The 17,267-nt window shown below is 43.7% G+C and carries 17 protein-coding genes; 6 read left to right on the forward strand and 11 right to left on the reverse strand.

Annotated features, from left to right (window positions below):
- Nucleotides 1–45 precede the first annotated feature (45 nt).
- Together FN831_RS16910 and FN831_RS16915 are read left to right on the forward strand one after the other, a co-directional pair.
- A complete protein-coding gene (locus tag FN831_RS16910) occupies nt 46–678 on the forward strand; it encodes a thiamine phosphate synthase (protein WP_142529366.1) in 633 nt (210 codons plus the stop codon).
- 91 nt (nt 679–769) lie between these two features.
- On the forward strand, nt 770–2,053 hold the full coding sequence (locus FN831_RS16915; RefSeq protein WP_142529367.1) for an MFS transporter: 1,284 nt from the start codon (nt 770–772) through the stop codon (nt 2,051–2,053).
- 39 nt (nt 2,054–2,092) lie between these two features.
- On the opposite strand, the gene FN831_RS16920 is transcribed toward FN831_RS16915, so the two are convergent.
- Together FN831_RS16920 and FN831_RS16925 are read right to left on the reverse strand one after the other, a co-directional pair.
- Nucleotides 2,093–4,072: an alpha-L-arabinofuranosidase C-terminal domain-containing protein gene (locus FN831_RS16920; protein ID WP_142529368.1), complete on the reverse strand. Its 1,980-nt coding sequence runs from the start codon at nt 4,070–4,072 to the stop codon at nt 2,093–2,095.
- Nucleotides 4,073–4,085: 13 nt separating this feature from the next.
- The gene (locus FN831_RS16925) at nt 4,086–5,633 is read right to left on the reverse strand and encodes an alpha-N-arabinofuranosidase (protein WP_142529369.1); all 1,548 of its coding nucleotides are present in this window, start codon (nt 5,631–5,633) and stop codon (nt 4,086–4,088) included.
- A 561-nt stretch (nt 5,634–6,194) separates the two neighbouring features.
- On the opposite strand from FN831_RS16925, the gene FN831_RS16930 reads away from it, so the two are divergent.
- The gene (locus tag FN831_RS16930) at nt 6,195–6,722 is read left to right on the forward strand and encodes an isoprenylcysteine carboxylmethyltransferase family protein (protein ID WP_142529370.1); all 528 of its coding nucleotides are present in this window, start codon (nt 6,195–6,197) and stop codon (nt 6,720–6,722) included.
- Between the two features lie 6 nt (nt 6,723–6,728).
- Here FN831_RS16930 and FN831_RS16935 read toward each other — a convergent pair whose 3' ends face one another.
- The 9 genes from FN831_RS16935 to FN831_RS16975 form a co-directional block, all read right to left on the reverse strand.
- Nucleotides 6,729–8,468, reverse strand: coding sequence for an ABC transporter ATP-binding protein (locus tag FN831_RS16935; protein ID WP_142529371.1), 1,740 nt, complete (start codon nt 8,466–8,468; stop codon nt 6,729–6,731).
- Nucleotides 8,469–8,562: 94 nt separating this feature from the next.
- A complete protein-coding gene (gene frr / locus FN831_RS16940) occupies nt 8,563–9,126 on the reverse strand; it encodes a ribosome recycling factor (protein WP_142529372.1) in 564 nt (187 codons plus the stop codon).
- Between the two features lie 35 nt (nt 9,127–9,161).
- On the reverse strand, nt 9,162–9,869 hold the full coding sequence (gene pyrH, locus FN831_RS16945) for a UMP kinase (RefSeq protein ID WP_090555609.1): 708 nt from the start codon (nt 9,867–9,869) through the stop codon (nt 9,162–9,164).
- A gap of 23 nt (nt 9,870–9,892) precedes the next feature.
- The gene (gene nagA, locus FN831_RS16950; RefSeq protein WP_142529373.1) at nt 9,893–11,014 is read right to left on the reverse strand and encodes an N-acetylglucosamine-6-phosphate deacetylase; all 1,122 of its coding nucleotides are present in this window, start codon (nt 11,012–11,014) and stop codon (nt 9,893–9,895) included.
- A 79-nt stretch (nt 11,015–11,093) separates the two neighbouring features.
- A complete protein-coding gene (tsf, locus tag FN831_RS16955; protein ID WP_142529374.1) occupies nt 11,094–11,930 on the reverse strand; it encodes a translation elongation factor Ts in 837 nt (278 codons plus the stop codon).
- 104 nt (nt 11,931–12,034) lie between these two features.
- Complete coding sequence (gene rpsB / locus FN831_RS16960; RefSeq protein ID WP_090555612.1) at nt 12,035–12,859, reverse strand: 30S ribosomal protein S2; 825 nt, start codon at nt 12,857–12,859, stop codon at nt 12,035–12,037.
- Nucleotides 12,860–12,879: 20 nt separating this feature from the next.
- Nucleotides 12,880–13,266, reverse strand: a complete 387-nt coding sequence (gene rpsI, locus FN831_RS16965) for a 30S ribosomal protein S9 (RefSeq protein WP_142529375.1) — start codon at nt 13,264–13,266, stop codon at nt 12,880–12,882.
- 16 nt (nt 13,267–13,282) lie between these two features.
- Nucleotides 13,283–13,726: a 50S ribosomal protein L13 gene (rplM, locus tag FN831_RS16970; RefSeq protein ID WP_142529376.1), complete on the reverse strand. Its 444-nt coding sequence runs from the start codon at nt 13,724–13,726 to the stop codon at nt 13,283–13,285.
- A 90-nt stretch (nt 13,727–13,816) separates the two neighbouring features.
- Nucleotides 13,817–14,188: a hypothetical protein gene (locus FN831_RS16975; RefSeq protein ID WP_142529377.1), complete on the reverse strand. Its 372-nt coding sequence runs from the start codon at nt 14,186–14,188 to the stop codon at nt 13,817–13,819.
- A gap of 243 nt (nt 14,189–14,431) precedes the next feature.
- Here FN831_RS16975 and FN831_RS16980 point away from each other — a divergent pair, with 243 nt between their 5' ends.
- The 3 genes from FN831_RS16980 (at nt 14,432) to FN831_RS16990 (ending at nt 17,249) form a co-directional block, all read left to right on the forward strand.
- Nucleotides 14,432–14,638, forward strand: coding sequence for a YtxH domain-containing protein (locus tag FN831_RS16980; protein WP_142529378.1), 207 nt, complete (start codon nt 14,432–14,434; stop codon nt 14,636–14,638).
- A gap of 101 nt (nt 14,639–14,739) precedes the next feature.
- Nucleotides 14,740–16,158 carry an MBL fold metallo-hydrolase RNA specificity domain-containing protein gene (locus FN831_RS16985; RefSeq protein WP_142529379.1) on the forward strand — a complete coding sequence of 473 codons (1,419 nt, stop codon included), beginning with the start codon at nt 14,740–14,742 and terminating at the stop codon, nt 16,156–16,158.
- Nucleotides 16,149–17,249 carry a mechanosensitive ion channel family protein gene (locus FN831_RS16990; protein WP_142529380.1) on the forward strand — a complete coding sequence of 367 codons (1,101 nt, stop codon included), beginning with the start codon at nt 16,149–16,151 and terminating at the stop codon, nt 17,247–17,249. Before FN831_RS16985 ends, FN831_RS16990 begins: the two co-directional genes overlap by 10 nt.
- Nucleotides 17,250–17,267 lie beyond the last annotated feature (18 nt).

Consider the following 17,267-nt stretch of genomic DNA (forward strand, 5'->3'; position numbering starts at 1 on the left):
TAAATAAAGTGAAAGATTTACTGATGTATCAAGACAAATTGACTTATGAAAAAATTCATAGAAAAACTTCAGTTCATCACACACGATATCGATCAGTTAACTCATATTGAACAGACGCAGATTGCCTGCGAAGCCGGAGCTAAATGGATTCAATACCGATGCCTTAGCAAGGATGATGAAGCGCTTTTAAAAGATATCAATGTTATCGCTGAGATTTGTGACGACTGGGGTGCTACCCTTATTGTAACCAATCATACGCATCTAAACAGGAAAGCAGATATCCAGGGCTTTCATATTGAAGATATGGATGCAGACTTTGTTGCCCTGCGCAAAGAACTGGGCGAAGACATCACCATCGGAGGCTCTTCAAACACAGCCGAAGGTTTACTCAGGCTTGCTGCCGAAGGTGTAGATTACGCAGGATGTGGTCCCTTTAGTATCACCACCACCAAGCCCAACAACTCGCCTTTACTGGGGATCGCTGGTTATGCCGCGGTCGCATCCTTGCTAAAGGAAAAAGAAATTGACATGCCGGTACTGGCTGTAGGGGGTATAAACATTGGCGATGTAGACGCGCTGATGGCTACGGGGATCTTCGGAATTGCGGCATCAGCAGCAATCAATCAGGCTGAGGACATGGCCTCCGCTTATCAAAGTTTTTATAACAAGATCATGTAGCAGTAATATTATACATAAATAACAACCCTTCTGCATATTAGTAGTGCGTGTTATTTATGTATAACCTACATTTGCCAAAAATTATTTACTCTTGGATAGTCCCAAAATTATTGACAAACAGGACCCTTATGCGGCCCTCAGGTACAGAGAATTCAGATCTTACCTTGGTATGCGTTTCTTTTTTACCTTCGCTTATCAGATGCAGGCCGTTATCATTGGCTTTCATATTTATCACTTGACAAAAGATCCGCTGGCATTGGGCCTGATCGGATTATGTGAGGCCATTCCCGCAATCAGTATTGCACTTTATGGTGGTTATATTGCTGACAAATCAGAGAAACGCGGCCTCCTCCTCAAAATATTCGTTTGTGTTTTTATGTGTTCACTGATCATGCTCATCGCTACTTCCAGTCAGATGCATGCCTATGTCCCCGTAAGCTATATCATCCCGATTATGTATACTATGGTTTTCGGTATCGGAATGGCGCGTGGATTCTTTGGCCCGGCTACCTTTTCTCTGATGGCAGAGATTATCCCAAAAGAACTGTATCCTAATTCTACTACCTGGAACAGCTCCTCGTATATGTCGGCTTCCATACTGGGCCCCGCAGCAGGGGGGCTTATTTATGGTTTCTTCGGGATCACCGTTACTTACCTGATCATTCTCGCCTTTATATTCATTGCACTGGTGTGCATCTTCTTTCTGAAATCGCATCCCCCAAGATATATCCCTAAGGAAAGCATCATGAAAAGCCTTACTGAGGGCGTACAGTTTGTATTCAGGAACAAGATGATGCTGGGAGCAATGAGCCTCGACCTGTTCTCTGTATTTTTCGGCGGCGCCGTGGCACTTCTTCCCGTTTTCGCAAATGATATTCTTAAGGTTGGTTCCGAAGGATTAGGTTTGATGCGTGCATCGGCCTCGGCAGGAGCGGTCTTGACCATGCTGGCTATGACCAGGATTTCGCCTATGAACAGGCCATGGAGAAACCTCCTCATTGCTGTGGTGGGCTTTGGAACCAGTATTATCTGCTATGGCCTGTCCAAAAATTTCTATGTTACCCTGATATTCTTATTCCTCGAAGGATCATTTGACAGTATCAGCGTAATTATCAGGTCTACAATTATGCAGCTGCTCACTCCCGACGAAATGCGCGGAAGGGTATCTGCCGTAAACAGCATGTTTATCGGTTCTTCCAATGAGATTGGGGCATTTGAATCAGGGCTTACCGCAAAACTGATGCGAACCGTTCCTGCCGTAGTTTTTGGGGGTTGCATGACCATTCTGGTTGCAGGTATCACCTACACAAAAACAAAGAGCCTGCTGGGCCTAAGCCTTCAGGAGATTAACGATCAGGATACAAAAACAAAATAACATTGCAGCTGTGCTTTGCTTACAACTGCAATGTATAAGCTATTTAACCGGTACACGGATAATATTAAATGAATAGGGCTGCATCGCCAGGGAAATACTGTTGCCCTTAACTTTTAATACCTGTTCTTTCGGGCTTAAATTAATGGCATTGCTGAATGAGTTTACCGCATCCAGGTTAGCATTCTGCAACACTGTCAACTTTCCTTTTGCGCCCGGTTTCTTTCCTCCTTCAATCACCACATTTCTGGTTACCGCAGCAGCCGAAGTATTGATCAGCTTTACAATCAGCTCCCCGGTTTTGCTGTCTGTCACCGCAGAAGCATAAATCCCGTCCTCGCCTGCAATCACTCTATGATCCGCTTCAATACTTACCACATCAGTTCCCTTATTTAAAGAATAAAGTTTCTGTACATAGTAGTTTGGTGTTCCATATACATGCAGGTTATCTACCCAGATCATATCCGGCGTCCACTGCCAGCCTTCGGCCTGTGCAAAAAGAGGAGCATAAGAAGCCATGTTTACCACTTCTGCATTACGTTCCAGTCCGGTCATAAAAGCTGCCTCAGCAATAGCGCACTGCCAGTTGTTTTTATTGGTAGGTTTAGTGGTCCCCACGCTTTGCGCGGCATATTCTCCGGCAAAAACTTTGGATCCTTTTCTGTCATAGCTGTCGTAACGTGTAGCATTGTTCAGAAACCAGTCCGGCGCGCGGTAGTAATGTTCATCAATGATATCCGCTTTCATCTTTCTCAGCGAGGTATTCAAAAGGTCAAAGCGTTCTCCTTCCGGATCTGTACCGGAACTGTTGATCAGTTTTATCTCAGGGTAGCGGCTTTTCATTGCCTTTGTAAACAGCGCCAGCCGCTCCAGATATTGCGGGCCCCAGTTTTCATTCCCCACGCCCATCATTTTCAGGTTAAAAGGTGCCGGATGCCCCATTTCCGCGCGTACTTTGCCCCATGGGGTTTTCACATCGCCATTGGCAAACTCAACCAGGTCCAGTGCGTCCTGGATATAAGGCTCCAGCTCATCCAGCGGCACCAGTTCAGCACTGTTAAACTGGCAGGCCATACCGCAGTTCAGGATCGGTAAAGCCTCAGCACCGATATCTTCTGCCAGCTGAAAGTATTCAAAAAATCCCAGCCCGAATGTCTGATAGTAATCCGGCGCAGGGCGATGCGCAAATTCTGTATTCCATCGGTTCACGATCAGCTTCCTGTTCTCTACCGGGCCTATCGTTTTTTTCCACTGATAACGCGTAGAGAGATCATATCCTTCCACAATGCAGCCACCCGGGAAACGGATAAAGCCTGGTTTCATATCTGCCAGCATCTGCACCATGTCGCCGCGCAGGCCTCCCTTTCTCTTTTTCCAGGTATCCCCCGGGAACAGGGAAATGATATCCAGGTCTATTTCGCCTGTACCTTCAAACCACAGTGTAAATTTTGCCTTTTGTACGGTCTCACATGCGGTAAAAGTTACCGACTGCAATGCCCATTGGTTATCTGCCCGCTCCGGGATGAGCACTGCGCTTCCCAAAACCTTGCCCGTACTGTCAACCAGTTCTGCATGAAGTTTTACTCCTGCCGCAGCCTGTCTGTAATACACAGAGAAGTCGTAAGTCAATCCTTTTTTCACACCGATCCCTTTAAAGCCCTCATTGCTAATGTTCAGGTCGCCCTTACTGCTTCCCCGCGATTTAACATGTAAAAAGCGCGGGTTATTGGAATCCTTCTCTTTCCTGTTCAACACCAGTAAATCGCCTTCTTTAAGCTGAGCCCCCTTTGGAGACCAGCCCATCAAAGGTTTATAAAATTCAAACGAACGGTTTTTGATCAGCTCTGCGTAGATGCCCCCATCTGCCCCCATGTTGATATCCTCAAAAAACACCCCCCACATCTCCGGCTTCAGGGCCGAAACAACTTTACCAGGGTTCACTATGATATCTTTGCTGTTCTGTGCGCTTGCATTCAGCATGCCTAATGTAAGCACAGCTGTAATCAGGTATTTATTTAACATGTTATCCATCATTTTAATTTAACTCAAGTACAGCCAGTGAAAAGGGCGGAAGTTTAACCTTTAACTTTCCATCTTTCAAAGCAGCACCTTTGAAAACTGCAGGTTTGATCAGGTCGGGCTTTTCAAAGGTATTATGGTCATCAACCTTCGCCGAGGTAAGAATCCTTCCCTTCACCGATTTGTACTGTCCGCCGGTAAGTACGATCTCTATCTCCTCCGTTTTGCTGCTGTTGATATTCACAACAGAAACATGTGTGAGGCCTTTTGCGTCTTTAGATGCAGAAACAGACACCGAGGGCAACTTATCCTGACCAAAAACATAGTCGTCACTTCTCACCTCTACCGGAAGCAGTGTAGCATCCTGATGCACTTTGTACATTTCCATCACATGATAGGTGGGCGACAGCAGCATTTTCTCTTTGCTGGTAAGGATCACTGCCTGCAGCACATTAACACATTGCGCCAGGTTGGCCACCCGTACACGGTCACTATGGTTGTTAAAAATATTCAGCGTTGCTCCCGCGATCATAGCATCGCGCATGGTATTCTGCTGGTACAAAAATCCCGGATTGGTTCCCGGCTCTACATTCCACCAGCCTCCCCACTCATCTACTACCAAAGCTATTTTTTTCTTAGGATCATACCGGTCCATGATCGCTGTATGTTTAGTGATCAGCTCATCCATTCTCAGCGCAGTCTTCATTGTTTCAAAATACTGCTGCTCGGAAAATCCCGTTGAAGGGCCTTTTTTCTCCCAGCTGGGGAAAGAGTAATGATGCAGGGCGATCCCGTCCATCATCCTGAGCGGAATCCCCTTCATTAAAGTTTCTGTCCAGTGGTAATCGTCTACATTGGCACCAGAGGCGATTTTAAAAAGATCCTTTCCCTCCATAAACGTAGCATACCTGCGGAACTCGCCAACATAATATTCCGGCGTCATATTCCCGCCACAGCCCCAGGCTTCGTTTCCCACGCCCCAGAATTTTACGTTCCATGGCTTTGCCTGCCCGTTTTTCACACGCAGGTCAGACATCGGGCTTTTGCCCTCAAAGTTTACATACTGCACCCAGTCGGCCAGCTCCTGTACCGTCCCGCTGCCCGTATTTCCCGCCAGGTATGGTTCTGTTCCCAGCAGCTTGCACATATTTAAGAAATCGTGCGTACCAAAACTGTTATCCTCGGTAACACCGCCCCACATCGTATTGACTATCGATGGGCGCTCCGATTTTGGACCTACCCCGTCCTTCCAATGGTACCTGTCGGCAAAGCAGCCGCCCGGCCATCTCAGATTTGGTATATTCAGATTTTTTAAGGCCGCAATGATGTCATTCCTTACTCCTGCCGTATTCGGGATTGAAGAACTGTCGCCAACATAAAAGCCATCGTAGATACATCTTCCTAGATGTTCTGCAAAATGCCCGTAAATATGTTTGCTGATTGTATTTAAAGGATGATCAGCATGCAGGGTAACGGTAGTCTGCTGAGCATTAACCGCACAGGTAATGCCTCCGGATATAAACAAAGAAAGAGCGGTAATCTGAAGGATAGATCTTTTAAACATAGGGTAAAGATTTAGAAAGTAATATAGTTAAACAGCCTGCGAATTGATTTGGCAAGCCAATGATTGAGTTGGCCAGGCTATTTCTAAGTATAAAAATGTTCATAGTATAATATATTTGGTTACAGAATTTGCCGTTTCCCCAAGGAAAGGATTTCCAAGTAAAATTTTCCGCAAGGCGGAGAAATAGCAGCGTACAATTTTCATAACAGATAAATATCATGGTAAACCTTTCACTATCCCATAATAGCGAAAGGCATGATTGTCTAATTTATTTCGAACTTTATATTTGGTCATTTTGCTAAATCGACAAACCGATTATAAATCTAATGTAAGAATAAATAATTAAATGTCATATTAACATTTAAAAGCATAATACATCGGCAGAAAAGGAATTTTCAGATGAAAAAGTTCAATAAACAGGTTATAATTTATTTCTTTAAGAAACCACAACCTGTTACAGGAGGAAAAATAAATAAAACAGGCGATTAAAAACCACCGGCTTTGGGGATAGGCCGGAATGGTATGATCTCAGACTTTTGATTCAACTAAAGAGCTGTCCAAATGATAAGTATTCCTTTTTACATAATGCTGGCCGCAAGGTTCTACAGCGTATTTATTTCTGCAAGGACCGAAAAAAAGATAAAAGAAAAGGGAGCAATCGAATTTGGAAGGCTCAATACCCTGATATTGACCATTTGTCACTTCCTCTATTATGGCGCCTGTATTACCGAAGGACTAAATAAGGGGGCTTTAGTCAAAGATGATGCTGTGTCATGGACGGGATTAACCCTTTATGGATTAGCGATCAGTACGCTGTACTATGTCATTTATCAGATCAGGAATATATGGACCTTAAAGCTGATCATTGCACCAAAAAAAATTCATATTATTAACAAAAGCTTTCTGTTCAGATATTTCAGGCATCCAAATTATTACCTCACTATAATCCCTGAACTGATTGGTATCGCCCTGCTATTTCATGCATGGTACAGCCTTTTTATAGGTTTTTCCATCTATTTAATTCCACTTTTAATCCGCATCATCCAGGAAGAGCGGATCATGAAGTTTATGTTTGACGACTACAAATAGCGAAACCTATCTCTCGCCTACCTGCTGGCGCCACATTGCATAATACAGCCCTTTTTCTGCAAGCAGCGCTGCGTGCTTACCCTGTTCAATGATATGGCCTTTCTCCAGTACATAGATGCGGTCTGCATGACGGATCGTAGAAAGCCTGTGTGCAATGAGTATCGTAATATGGTTGGTCAGCTCAGATACATCCCTGATCGTTGCTGTGATTTCTTCTTCTGTCAGTGAATCCAGCGATGACGTAGCTTCGTCAAACACCAGGATGTCTGGTCTCCGCAGCAGGGCACGCGCTATAGATAAGCGCTGCTTCTCCCCGCCAGATACTTTTACTCCGCCTTCACCGATAACGGTATCCAGGCCTTTATCTGCACGGGCAAGCAGCGTCTGGCAGGCGGCCTGCTCCATCACCAGCAAACATTCTTCGTCTGTTGCACCCGGTCTTACAAACTGAAGGTTCTCCCTGATCGTACCAGAGAACAGTTGCGTATCCTGTGTAACAAAGCCAATTTTTTCCCGCAGCTGATCCAGATCAATCTCCTTGCTTGTAATATCATTATATAGTACCTCACCAATCACGGGCTGATATAACCCTACCAGCAATTTTACCAGTGTAGTTTTACCGGAACCGGACGGGCCAACAAAAGCAATGGTTTCGCCATCTTTTACATTGAAGCTAATCTCGTTCAGTGCATTGCTCTTACCTGTAAGGTGCCTGAAACTTAAGTCAGAAAACTCCAGTGAGGTAATCTTATCCAGCACCTTCGGATTTAAGGGCTTCTGGTCTATCGGAGTATTCAGGATGTTTTTGAAGTTCCCTAAAGAAACTTCCGCTTCACGCCATGACAGGATCACGTTGCCAAGCTCCTGCAAAGGTCCGAACAGGAAGAAGGAATAAAATAAAAAGGAGAAGTACTGGCCCGCAGAAATCGTATTTTCAAAAATCAGGATCAGTAACACTACCACCATGATACTGCGTACAAGGTTTACAGTAGTTCCCTGCACAAAGCTCATGCTTCTTACATATTTTACCTTCCTCAGTTCCAGCCCAAGAATTTTATAGGTAGTTTTATTTAAACGCTCAATTTCCTGACTGGCCAGTCCCAGGCTCTTTACCAGCTCAATATTTCTCAGTGATTCAGTAGTAGATCCCGCAAGTGCAGTAGTTTCCCTTACGATCTTCTGCTGTATAGTTTTGATTTTTCTGCTCAGGAACCAGCTCACAAAACTGATAATGGGAATAGCGGTAAAATAGATCAGTGTTACTTTATAGCTTACCGCTACCGAGTAAACAATCACAAAAACCATCCCGATGAGGCTTACAAACAAAATACTGATAAAGGATGTGATAAACTTCTCACTGTCCAGCCGCACTTTTTGCAGGATCCCCAGTGTTTCTCCGCTGCGCTGATCTTCAAAAACCTGGTAAGGCAGCTCCAGCGAATGTTTGAGTCCGTCGGCATACATCTGCGCACCAACTTTCTGAACGATAATACTCGTAAAGTAATCCTGAAAGTTTTTAGCAATCCTGGAAACCATGGCTGCGCCTACGCCCATACCAACCAGTCCCAGCACACCATAAACAAACTGGCTGCGGTTCAGGACATCTTTTTTCTCAATAAAACGGTCTACAATGCGACCGGTAATATATGGATCCAGCAAAGAGAAAGCGATATTAATGGCCGCCAGCAAAAGAGCCAGACAAACAACCCATTTATAATTCTTTAAGTATTGTACTAATAAGTTCATGTATCGATAAGTAGGCGGCAAAAATAAACAAAGGGAATATAGTTTTTACCATATCCCCCTTTTATTGACTATTGTATTATAATTTTTTTCGGCCCTAAACGGTCATTACATCTTTCTCTTTTGCTTCGGCATGTTTATCTACCTTTACAATATAGAGGTCAGTAATTTTCTGTACTTCGGCTTCACCGGTTTTGATCTCATCATCAGAAACGCTTTCGCCTTTCAGTTTCTTGATTTTCTCATTCGCATCCTTACGGATATTACGTACGGTGATACGTCCGCGTTCTGCTTCTTCTTTTACCTTTTTTACTAGGTCCCTTCTACGTTCTTCTGTCAATGGCGGTACTCCCAAACGGATCACCACACCATCATTCTGCGGGTTGATACCGATGTTTGCTTCCATGATTGCGCGTTCAATTGGAACAAGCATATTTTTTTCCCATGGCTGAACAAGGATTGTACGTGCATCCGGTGTATTGATACTTGCCACACTGCCCAAAGGCGTCGCACTTCCATAATAATCAACCGTAATTCCATCCAGCATACCCGCTGAAGCCTTTCCTGCCCTTATCTTGGTCAGTTCAGACTCACAATGCGCAATTGCTTTATCCATTGCTGCCTGAGCATCCTGTAATTGTTTTTTTATGAGGTCGTTCATAATTTACTGTTTATCAAAATATATTTGTCTTAAGTCTAGCCTTTAACCAGGGTGCCAATTTCTTCTCCCTGTGCAATCTTCATGAAGTTGCCGTGTTTGTTCATATCAAATACAATGATAGGAAGCTGGTTTTCTTCGCAAAGTGTAAAAGCTGTCATGTCCATCACATTTAATCCTTTGGAATATACTTCCTTGAAAGAGATCTCAGAGTAGCGGGTAGCCGTTGGATCTTTCTCCGGATCTGCTGTGTAAATTCCATCAACGCGTGTACCTTTGAGCACCACATCTGCTTTGATTTCAATAGCACGCAGTGCAGCAGCTGAATCTGTAGTGAAGTACGGATTTCCTGTACCGGCACCAAAGATCACTACACGGCCTTTTTCAAGGTGGCGTACTGCTCTCCTGCGGATAAAGGGCTCACAGATCTGCTCCATTTTAATTGCGGTAAGCAGCCTGGTTTTAAGGCCTACTTTCTCCAGTGCATCCTGCAGCGCCATACTGTTGATCACTGTTGCCAGCATCCCCATGTAATCTGCCTGGGCTCTGTCCATCCCGGATTTTTCTGCACTCAGGCCTCTAAAAATATTACCGCCACCAATAACAATTGCGATTTCCAGCCCCTGGGCATGAACAGCTTTGATGTCTTCGGCGTATTGTTTTACGCGTGCATTATCTATACCGTATTGCTTCTCGCCCATCAGCGATTCGCCGCTTAACTTTAGTAGGATCCTTTTGTACTTCATGACTCCAAAAATAACTATTTGTTTTAATTAATACTGATCAAATGTTCAACTCCCGCGACAAATACCTTTTGGAGAACAAATTCGTCCGACAGCAGCAATAAGCTGGCCGTTTTTCCGGGAGCGATCTCTCCATATTTATCCTGTATCTGCAGTGCCGCCGCAGGATGGGCTGATGCCATAGCCAAAGCGGCATGCGGAGGTATACCGCAGTGGTTTACGCAATTGCTGACCGCATCGCGCAGCGTAATATTAGAGCCGGAGATGGTGCCATCGGGCATCACAAACCTGTCTCCGTTCAGTATATGCTGATAAGGGCCAATATCGCAGGCCGTTACTGCATCCGTAATCAGGAAAAGCCTTTCCTGCATCATTTTATAACTGAGCTTTACCATTTCAAAATCTACATGGGCGCCATCAGCAATGATGCTGGCCATTGCACTGGGATGATTCAGGATCGCCGCCGGCAGGTTGGGATTACGGTGATGAATTGGGGGCATAGCATTGAACAAATGTGTCGAAGTGGTAAAACCATCAGCAAATGCCTGATTGGCCTGTTCGAAATTTGCATCACTGTGTCCGAGGGACAGGACTATCCCCTGGCTAAGCAGATAATTGATCACCTCCTCATCCTGCAATTCAGCAGCCAGCGTCATCATCCTGACTACCCCATCAGCCTCGTCAAGCAATCGTTTAACTTCTTCCAGCGTAGCTTTGTGCACATATTGGATAGGATGTGCGCCCAGTCTTTTAGGATTCAGAAAGGGCCCTTCAAGATGAAGGCCCAAAAAAGCTTTTGCCTCATGCCGGTAAGCTTTGGCGGCTTGGATCGCTTCTGCAAAGATATCCAGCGAATTTGTAGCCAGGCATACCAGAAAGCCCGTGGTGCCTTTACTGATCAGGTGTTCGTCCATCTGCCTCAGCGTTTCTACCGTTGGATAGGCAGAAAACAGGTTGCCGCCCGAACCATAGATCTGCAGGTCGATAAATCCCGGAGCAATCAAAGCTCCTTTTGCATCTTCAACAGTATATCCTGCCGGGATCTCCCCTTCGGTAATTGCCGTGATCAGGCCATCTGCCATCAGTACCGCAGCGTTGGTAATCAGGCTCCCGTTCTTAAAAAACTTACCATTCGTAATTGCTATCATCTTTAACTGAATTTCGTTAAATATAAGGCAAAAAAAAAGCCCCTTAAAATAAGGGACCTTTTGATTATCATTGAAGGAACTATGATCCTAATTGAACACGTTTAAATGCTGTAACAGTTAAACCGTTAGCAGTGTCATTTAAGAATTTACGAACATCTTTAGAAGAATCCTTAACAAATTCCTGGTTTAATAAAGTACTGTCTTTGTAGAACTTGTTCAGTTTACCAGCAGCAATTTTCTCAACCATTTCTTCAGGTTTACCTTCTGCACGGATTTGCTCTTTAGCAATTTCCATTTCACGTTCGATCGTGTGTGTATCTACGTCAGCTTTATCTAAAGCTACCGGGTTCATTGCAGCGATTTGCATTGCAACGTCTTTACCAGCTTCATCAGCACCTGCAACAGCCTGGTTTAAGGCTACTAAAACACCTAAACGGTAGTTGCTGTGGATGTAAGGAATAACTTTCTCTCCAGATACAGTTTCGAATTTAGAGATACCGATTTTTTCACCGATTTTACCAGTGTTTTCAACGATGATATCAGAAACTTTCTGACCATCAACTTCAAGAGATAAAAGTTCTTCTAAAGTAGCAGGATTTTTTTCAACTGCTAAATCAGTGAATTTATTTGCTAAAGCGATGAAATCAGCATTTTTAGCCACGAAATCAGTCTCGCAGTTTAATTCAACTACTACACCGCGTTTTCCGTCAGCTGTAGCTTTTGCGATTACAACACCTTCGTTAGAATCACGATCCTGACGGCTTGCTGCAACTTTAGCACCTTTTTTACGTAAGTAATCAACCGCAGCTTCGAAATCGCCATTGGCCTCTATTAATGCTTTTTTACAATCCATCATACCGGCACCGGTCTGTTGGCGTAATTTGTTTACATCTGCTGCAGAAATTTGTACTGACATTTTATGTTCTTTTTTAAGTTTTTATCTAAAAAATTATGGGTTGTACATTGTAAGTTGTTAGTAAGAACCTTCAACGCACAACATACAACCCAAAAATATATTATTTATGCTTCGCTTGTTCCTTCTTCGGTTTCAGCATTTTCTTTTCTAGCTCTTCTTGCGCCAGGTGCAGCAGTTTCAGGAGCATCAGCAGCAGCTTTAGCAGCTACAGCTTCTTTTTCAGCTTCATCATCTTTCTCACGTTTGCGCTCGTCTAAACCTTCTTCAATTGCTTTGATGATTACATCAGTGATTAAAGAGATAGATTTAGTAGCATCATCATTCGCCGGGATAGGGAAATCGATGTTTGACGGATCAGAGTTTGTATCAACCATTGCAAAAGTTGGAATGTTTAATTTCAACGCTTCGCTAACTGCGATATGCTCTTTTTTAACGTCAATTAAAAAGATTGCTGCTGGTAAACGGTTTAAATCCGCGATACCACCTAATAAGCTTTCCAATTTGATACGCTCACGCTGGATCATTAAACGCTCTTTCTTAGAAAGGATCGAGTAAGTACCATCTTTAGTCATCTTATCGATGTTAGACATCTTTTTGATTGACTTGCGTACAGTTTGGAAGTTAGTTAACATACCACCTAACCAACGTTCAGTTACGAAAGGCATGTTTACTTTTTTTGCCTGATCAGCAACGATTTCTTTAGCTTGTTTCTTAGTCGCTACAAATAAGATCTTACGACCTGATTTTACGATCTGTTTGATCGCTGAAGCAGCTTCTTCAGTTTTAGTTAAAGTTTTATTTAAATCTATAATGTGAATCCCGTTGCGTTCCATAAAAATATATGGTGCCATTTTCGGATTCCATTTGCGGGTAAGGTGACCAAAATGTACACCTGCATCCAATAAGTCTTGATATGTTGTTCTTGCCATTGTCTTTGTCCTCCTTGAGATTAACGTTTACTGAATTGGAACTTTTTACGAGCTTTCTTACGTCCTGGTTTCTTACGTTCAACCATACGCATATCACGGGTCATTAACCCTTTAGCACGTAATGCCGGTTTTTTCTCAGCATCTAACTCGACAATAGCTTTAGCGATCGCTAAACGAACTGCTTCAGCCTGGCCTTTAACACCACCTCCGGCTACGTTTACTTTTACATCATACTGACCAGCAAGTTCAGAAACTTCAAAACTTTGGTTAACAATATATTGTAATGGTAATGTAGGGAAATATACTTTGTAATCTTTACTGTTTACAGTAATAGTACCGTTGCCTTCTTTCATGTAGATTCGCGCAACAGCAGTTTTTCTTCTTCCTGAAGTATTAGTAACTGACATTTCTTTCTTCCTTTAATTAAAGTGTAATGGTTTTTGGTGATTGTGCTGCATGAGGATGCTCAGTACCTGCATAAACAAAAAGGTTCGTGTATAATTTTGCACCTAATTTTGTTTTAGGTAACATACCACGAACAGCTTTCTCGATAACACGCGTAGGATGTTTCGCCATTAACTCTTTTGGAGAAATGAAACGCTGACCTCCTGGGTATCCAGTATAAGATGTATACACCTTATCGCTGAACTTATTTCCGGTCAACTTAATCTTGTCTGCATTGATAACGATCACATTATCGCCGCAGTCTACGTGTGGGGTGTACTCAGGCTTGTTTTTACCACGGATGATCATTGCGATCTTCGATGACAAGCGCCCCAAAATCTCGCCTTGTGCATCAACAACAACCCACTGTTTGTTAACAGTTTTAGCATTGGCAGAGACAGTTTTGTAACTTAACGTATTCACTTGCTTGTATTTAATTTGTTAAACAATTATTTATTCTCCCTAAGATTTAGGGACTGCAAAGATAGATTAAAATGTGTAATTATCAAATGGTTACTCATCTTTTTTTGCTAAATTCTCTCTCCAGCTTAAAAAAACATGGAAAAGCAGGCTTAGCATCAGTATAAATCCTGAACCTGTCAGCAACAGGGTACCCAGCGGGTAGTACTGATATTCCATTGCGCCAAGCAACAGAAAAAAGGCACCGTACCCCAGATAAAGCGCAAAAACCAGGGTCAGAACGGCAAATAACCAGTGTAATATTGACCATCCGGACTGTCCCCTTTCCTGCGACCGGAGAACCAGCCACTGGAACACAACTGCAGCAAGGAGCCCGGTAATAACAAAGCCGCTGCCATTCTGAAGATAAGCCAGAAAATAGCAGACTGCGCCGGTGAGATTAAGGTAAGATAAGGTTCTGAGCATTTACATCCGGTAAACCCTTCGCCGGATTACCGGTTCAAAGATCATTAAAACTCTCCGGTTCTCAATAAATTCAAATAATACTGAACTATTTCATGGCGGTATTGTTATTAAACTATTATTGCGCAAGCTTTAAATACTGGACTCAAATATATACTCATGAAACCTGCATTAGCTTACAACTCTAAAAAAGAAACGATAAGCTCATGCAAGCTTCATGACCATAAAAAAACAAATAGATAAATTATGAAAAAAGAAACGAAAATTGTTGCAGGAATACTTGCAGGAGCTGCTCTTGGTGCCGCAGTAGCGTTAATCTTATCTACTGATAAAACTGATGATGTAAAAGAAAAACTCTCAGACTGGTTTGCAGATCTGCTGGATGCTTCAAAAGATAAATTAGCCGATGTAGCTGATTCTGTCAAAGACAAAATTGCCCAGGTAAGACACTAATCTATAATTGGTAATGCCGCAACGGCATTACCAAAATTCTTTTACCGGAATGCCCCTGCTGTACCGGCAGCAAGACTGCTCCCCATTCAAATTACAGCTGTATGAAAATTGCTTTTCATGGTGCCGCACGTGCCGTAACTGGCAGCAAACACCTTATTACACTCAAAGACAACACCCAAATATTATTAGACTGCGGCATGTTCCAGGGAATGGGAGACATTACTGAAAAACTAAACAGTTATTTCGGATTTACACCATCTGCTGTCACGTACATGATTCTTTCACACGCGCACATAGATCATTGTGGTTTATTGCCTCGGCTCGTTGCAGAAGGATTTACGGGCACAATCTACAGTACACCTGCTACAATGGACCTTGCCAGGATCCTGTTAATGGATTCTGCAAAGATCCAGATGCAGGATGCCGAATATGCCAACAGGCACCTCTCCCCCGGAGAAGAGCCCGAAGAACCTCTGTACACTGATGAGGACGTGATTAAGACACTAAGCCAGTTTAAGATTATCAACTATAATGAGGATTTTGAAATCAGCCCGATACTCAGCCTTCGCTTTACCGATGCAGGACATATCGTTGGCAGTGCAGCTGTTCACCTCGCCATAAAAGAAGACACGAAAACCCTCCGCCTTACCTTTAGCGGAGATGTGGGCAGGTATGGTGATCTGCTTCTGAAAAGCCCGCAGCAATTTCCCCAGGCAGATTATATCATTATGGAGTCTACCTATGGCGATTCCCTGCATAAAGATCTGGAACCAATCGAAAACATGCTGCTGGACATCATTAACCAGACTTGCCTGGTCAAAAAAGGCAAGCTTGTAATCCCTGCTTTCAGTGTTGGGCGCACCCAGGAACTTTTGTATGCACTGAACGGACTGGAACTGAAGAACAAGCTGCCGGATATCCCTTTTTATGTAGACAGCCCGCTATCTATCCAGGCTACACAGGTTTTAAAAAATCACCCCGAAGTATATAATAATGGTGTCAGGGAAGTTTTGAAAGTTGATGAAGACCCCTTCGCTTTTAAAGGACTAAAATTTATTGAAAAAGTAGAAGAGTCAAAGGCATTAAATAACGACCCAAGGCCTTGTGTGATTATTTCTGCATCCGGCATGGCCGAAGGCGGCCGCGTAAGGCACCACATCCGCAATACGGTCGGCAATCATAAAAACACGATCCTGATGGTGGGCTATTGCGCTCCTGACTCTCTTGCAGGCAGACTGCTTGCCGGAGACAAGAGTATCTATCTCTTCAGGGAAAATCTCCATGTAAAGGCAGAGATCAAATCGATCAGGTCGATGAGCGCTCACGGCGATTATGAAGACTTGCTCCAATTCCTGTCCTGCCAGGACCCGGCACGCATAAAGCAGCTTTTTCTTGTACACGGAGAATATGATGTGCAGCAAAATTTTGCACAGCGACTCAAAAACCATGGATTTAAACACGTAGCCATTCCTGAATATCATCAGGAATACGAATATAACAAAGAGCCCGCATGGAGTTAATAGATGATTTTTTTGGACACCCCATACCGCAATGGATTCAGAACTTTATCCTGGCCGGCTCTGCCATCGCCATCGGAGGAATACTGAAATTCATCATTCTCAAGGCATTTAAGTTTTTTTCCAGATACTGGGCATCCTTCCAGATCAGATCCATTATCCGCCACCTTAATCATCCCGCAGGGATCTTTATCCCCCTGTTGCTGCTCAATATATCGCTGGGCTTTATGGTGCTCGATAAAACACTCCGGGCGCAGCTCAGCCGCATCCTGGAGATATCGCTCACCATCTGCTTTTCCCTGATCCTGATCCGCATCATCAAAGTGCTCGAAGATCATTTTTACCACAAGTATGACCTGAGCAAAGAAGACAACCTTAAAGAAAGAAAAATAAGGACACAGCTGCAGTTTATCCGCAAGTTTGTGGTCTCTCTGATTGTGCTCATTACGATAGCACTGGTATTATTGAGCTTTGAAAGTATGCGCAAAATAGGTACAGGCTTACTTACCGGTGTGGGTGTAGGGGGAATTATTATCGGTTTTGCCGCACAGAAATCTTTGGGGAACCTGCTCGCGGGTTTCCAGATCGCCTTTACACAGCCCATCCGTATCGATGATGTGGTGATTGTAGAAGGGGAATGGGGCCGCGTGGAAGAAATTACGCTCACCTATGTGGTGGTCAATATATGGGACCAGCGCCGGCTGATCCTCCCGATTACTTATTTTATTGAAAAGCCCTTCCAGAACTGGACAAGGGTATCGGCACAGTTGCTCGGCACAGTTTTCCTGTACCTGGATTATACAATTCCGGTGCCGCCACTAAGAGAGGAACTCACCAGGTTGCTTACCGCTCACCCCCTATGGGATAAACGTGTAAATGTGGTGCAGGTAACAGACAACAAGGAACGCACCATCGAAATCCGCTTTTTAATGAGTGCCCGCAATTCTTCGCAGGCTTTTGATCTGCGCTGTGATGTCCGCGAACAAATGATCGGTTTCATCAGGACCAATTACCCCGAAAGCCTGCCCAAAACAAGACTGGAATTTAACGGCGAAAGCAACAAACAAGACAGCCCTCCCTTTATCCCTGAATAATATTTTCAATACCTTTAC

Origin of the sequence: Pedobacter westerhofensis, assembly GCF_900182595.1 — a bacterium.
GTDB classification, from domain to species: Bacteria; Bacteroidota; Bacteroidia; order Sphingobacteriales; family Sphingobacteriaceae; genus Pedobacter; species Pedobacter westerhofensis.

Excerpts from the sequence above, each read along its gene's own strand:
- FN831_RS16925 (WP_142529369.1), bottom strand. The coding sequence starts at position 5,633 with ATGTTTAAAAGATCTATCCTTCAGATTACCGCTCTTTCTTTGTTTATA.
- rpsI (WP_142529375.1), bottom strand. The coding sequence starts at position 13,266 with ATGTCAGTTACTAATACTTCAGGAAGAAGAAAAACTGCTGTTGCGCGA.
- pyrH (WP_090555609.1), bottom strand. The coding sequence starts at position 9,869 with ATGAAGTACAAAAGGATCCTACTAAAGTTAAGCGGCGAATCGCTGATG.
- FN831_RS16990 (WP_142529380.1), top strand. The coding sequence starts at position 16,149 with ATGGAGTTAATAGATGATTTTTTTGGACACCCCATACCGCAATGGATT.
- FN831_RS16920 (WP_142529368.1), bottom strand. The coding sequence starts at position 4,072 with ATGTTAAATAAATACCTGATTACAGCTGTGCTTACATTAGGCATGCTG.
- frr (WP_142529372.1), bottom strand. The coding sequence starts at position 9,126 with ATGAACGACCTCATAAAAAAACAATTACAGGATGCTCAGGCAGCAATG.
- FN831_RS16935 (WP_142529371.1), bottom strand. The coding sequence starts at position 8,468 with ATGAACTTATTAGTACAATACTTAAAGAATTATAAATGGGTTGTTTGT.
- FN831_RS16930 (WP_142529370.1), top strand. The coding sequence starts at position 6,195 with ATGATAAGTATTCCTTTTTACATAATGCTGGCCGCAAGGTTCTACAGC.
- FN831_RS16980 (WP_142529378.1), top strand. The coding sequence starts at position 14,432 with ATGAAAAAAGAAACGAAAATTGTTGCAGGAATACTTGCAGGAGCTGCT.
- FN831_RS16985 (WP_142529379.1), top strand. The coding sequence starts at position 14,740 with ATGAAAATTGCTTTTCATGGTGCCGCACGTGCCGTAACTGGCAGCAAA.
- rpsB (WP_090555612.1), bottom strand. The coding sequence starts at position 12,859 with ATGGCAAGAACAACATATCAAGACTTATTGGATGCAGGTGTACATTTT.
- nagA (WP_142529373.1), bottom strand. The coding sequence starts at position 11,014 with ATGATAGCAATTACGAATGGTAAGTTTTTTAAGAACGGGAGCCTGATT.
- FN831_RS16910 (WP_142529366.1), top strand. The coding sequence starts at position 46 with ATGAAAAAATTCATAGAAAAACTTCAGTTCATCACACACGATATCGAT.
- FN831_RS16975 (WP_142529377.1), bottom strand. The coding sequence starts at position 14,188 with ATGCTCAGAACCTTATCTTACCTTAATCTCACCGGCGCAGTCTGCTAT.
- tsf (WP_142529374.1), bottom strand. The coding sequence starts at position 11,930 with ATGTCAGTACAAATTTCTGCAGCAGATGTAAACAAATTACGCCAACAG.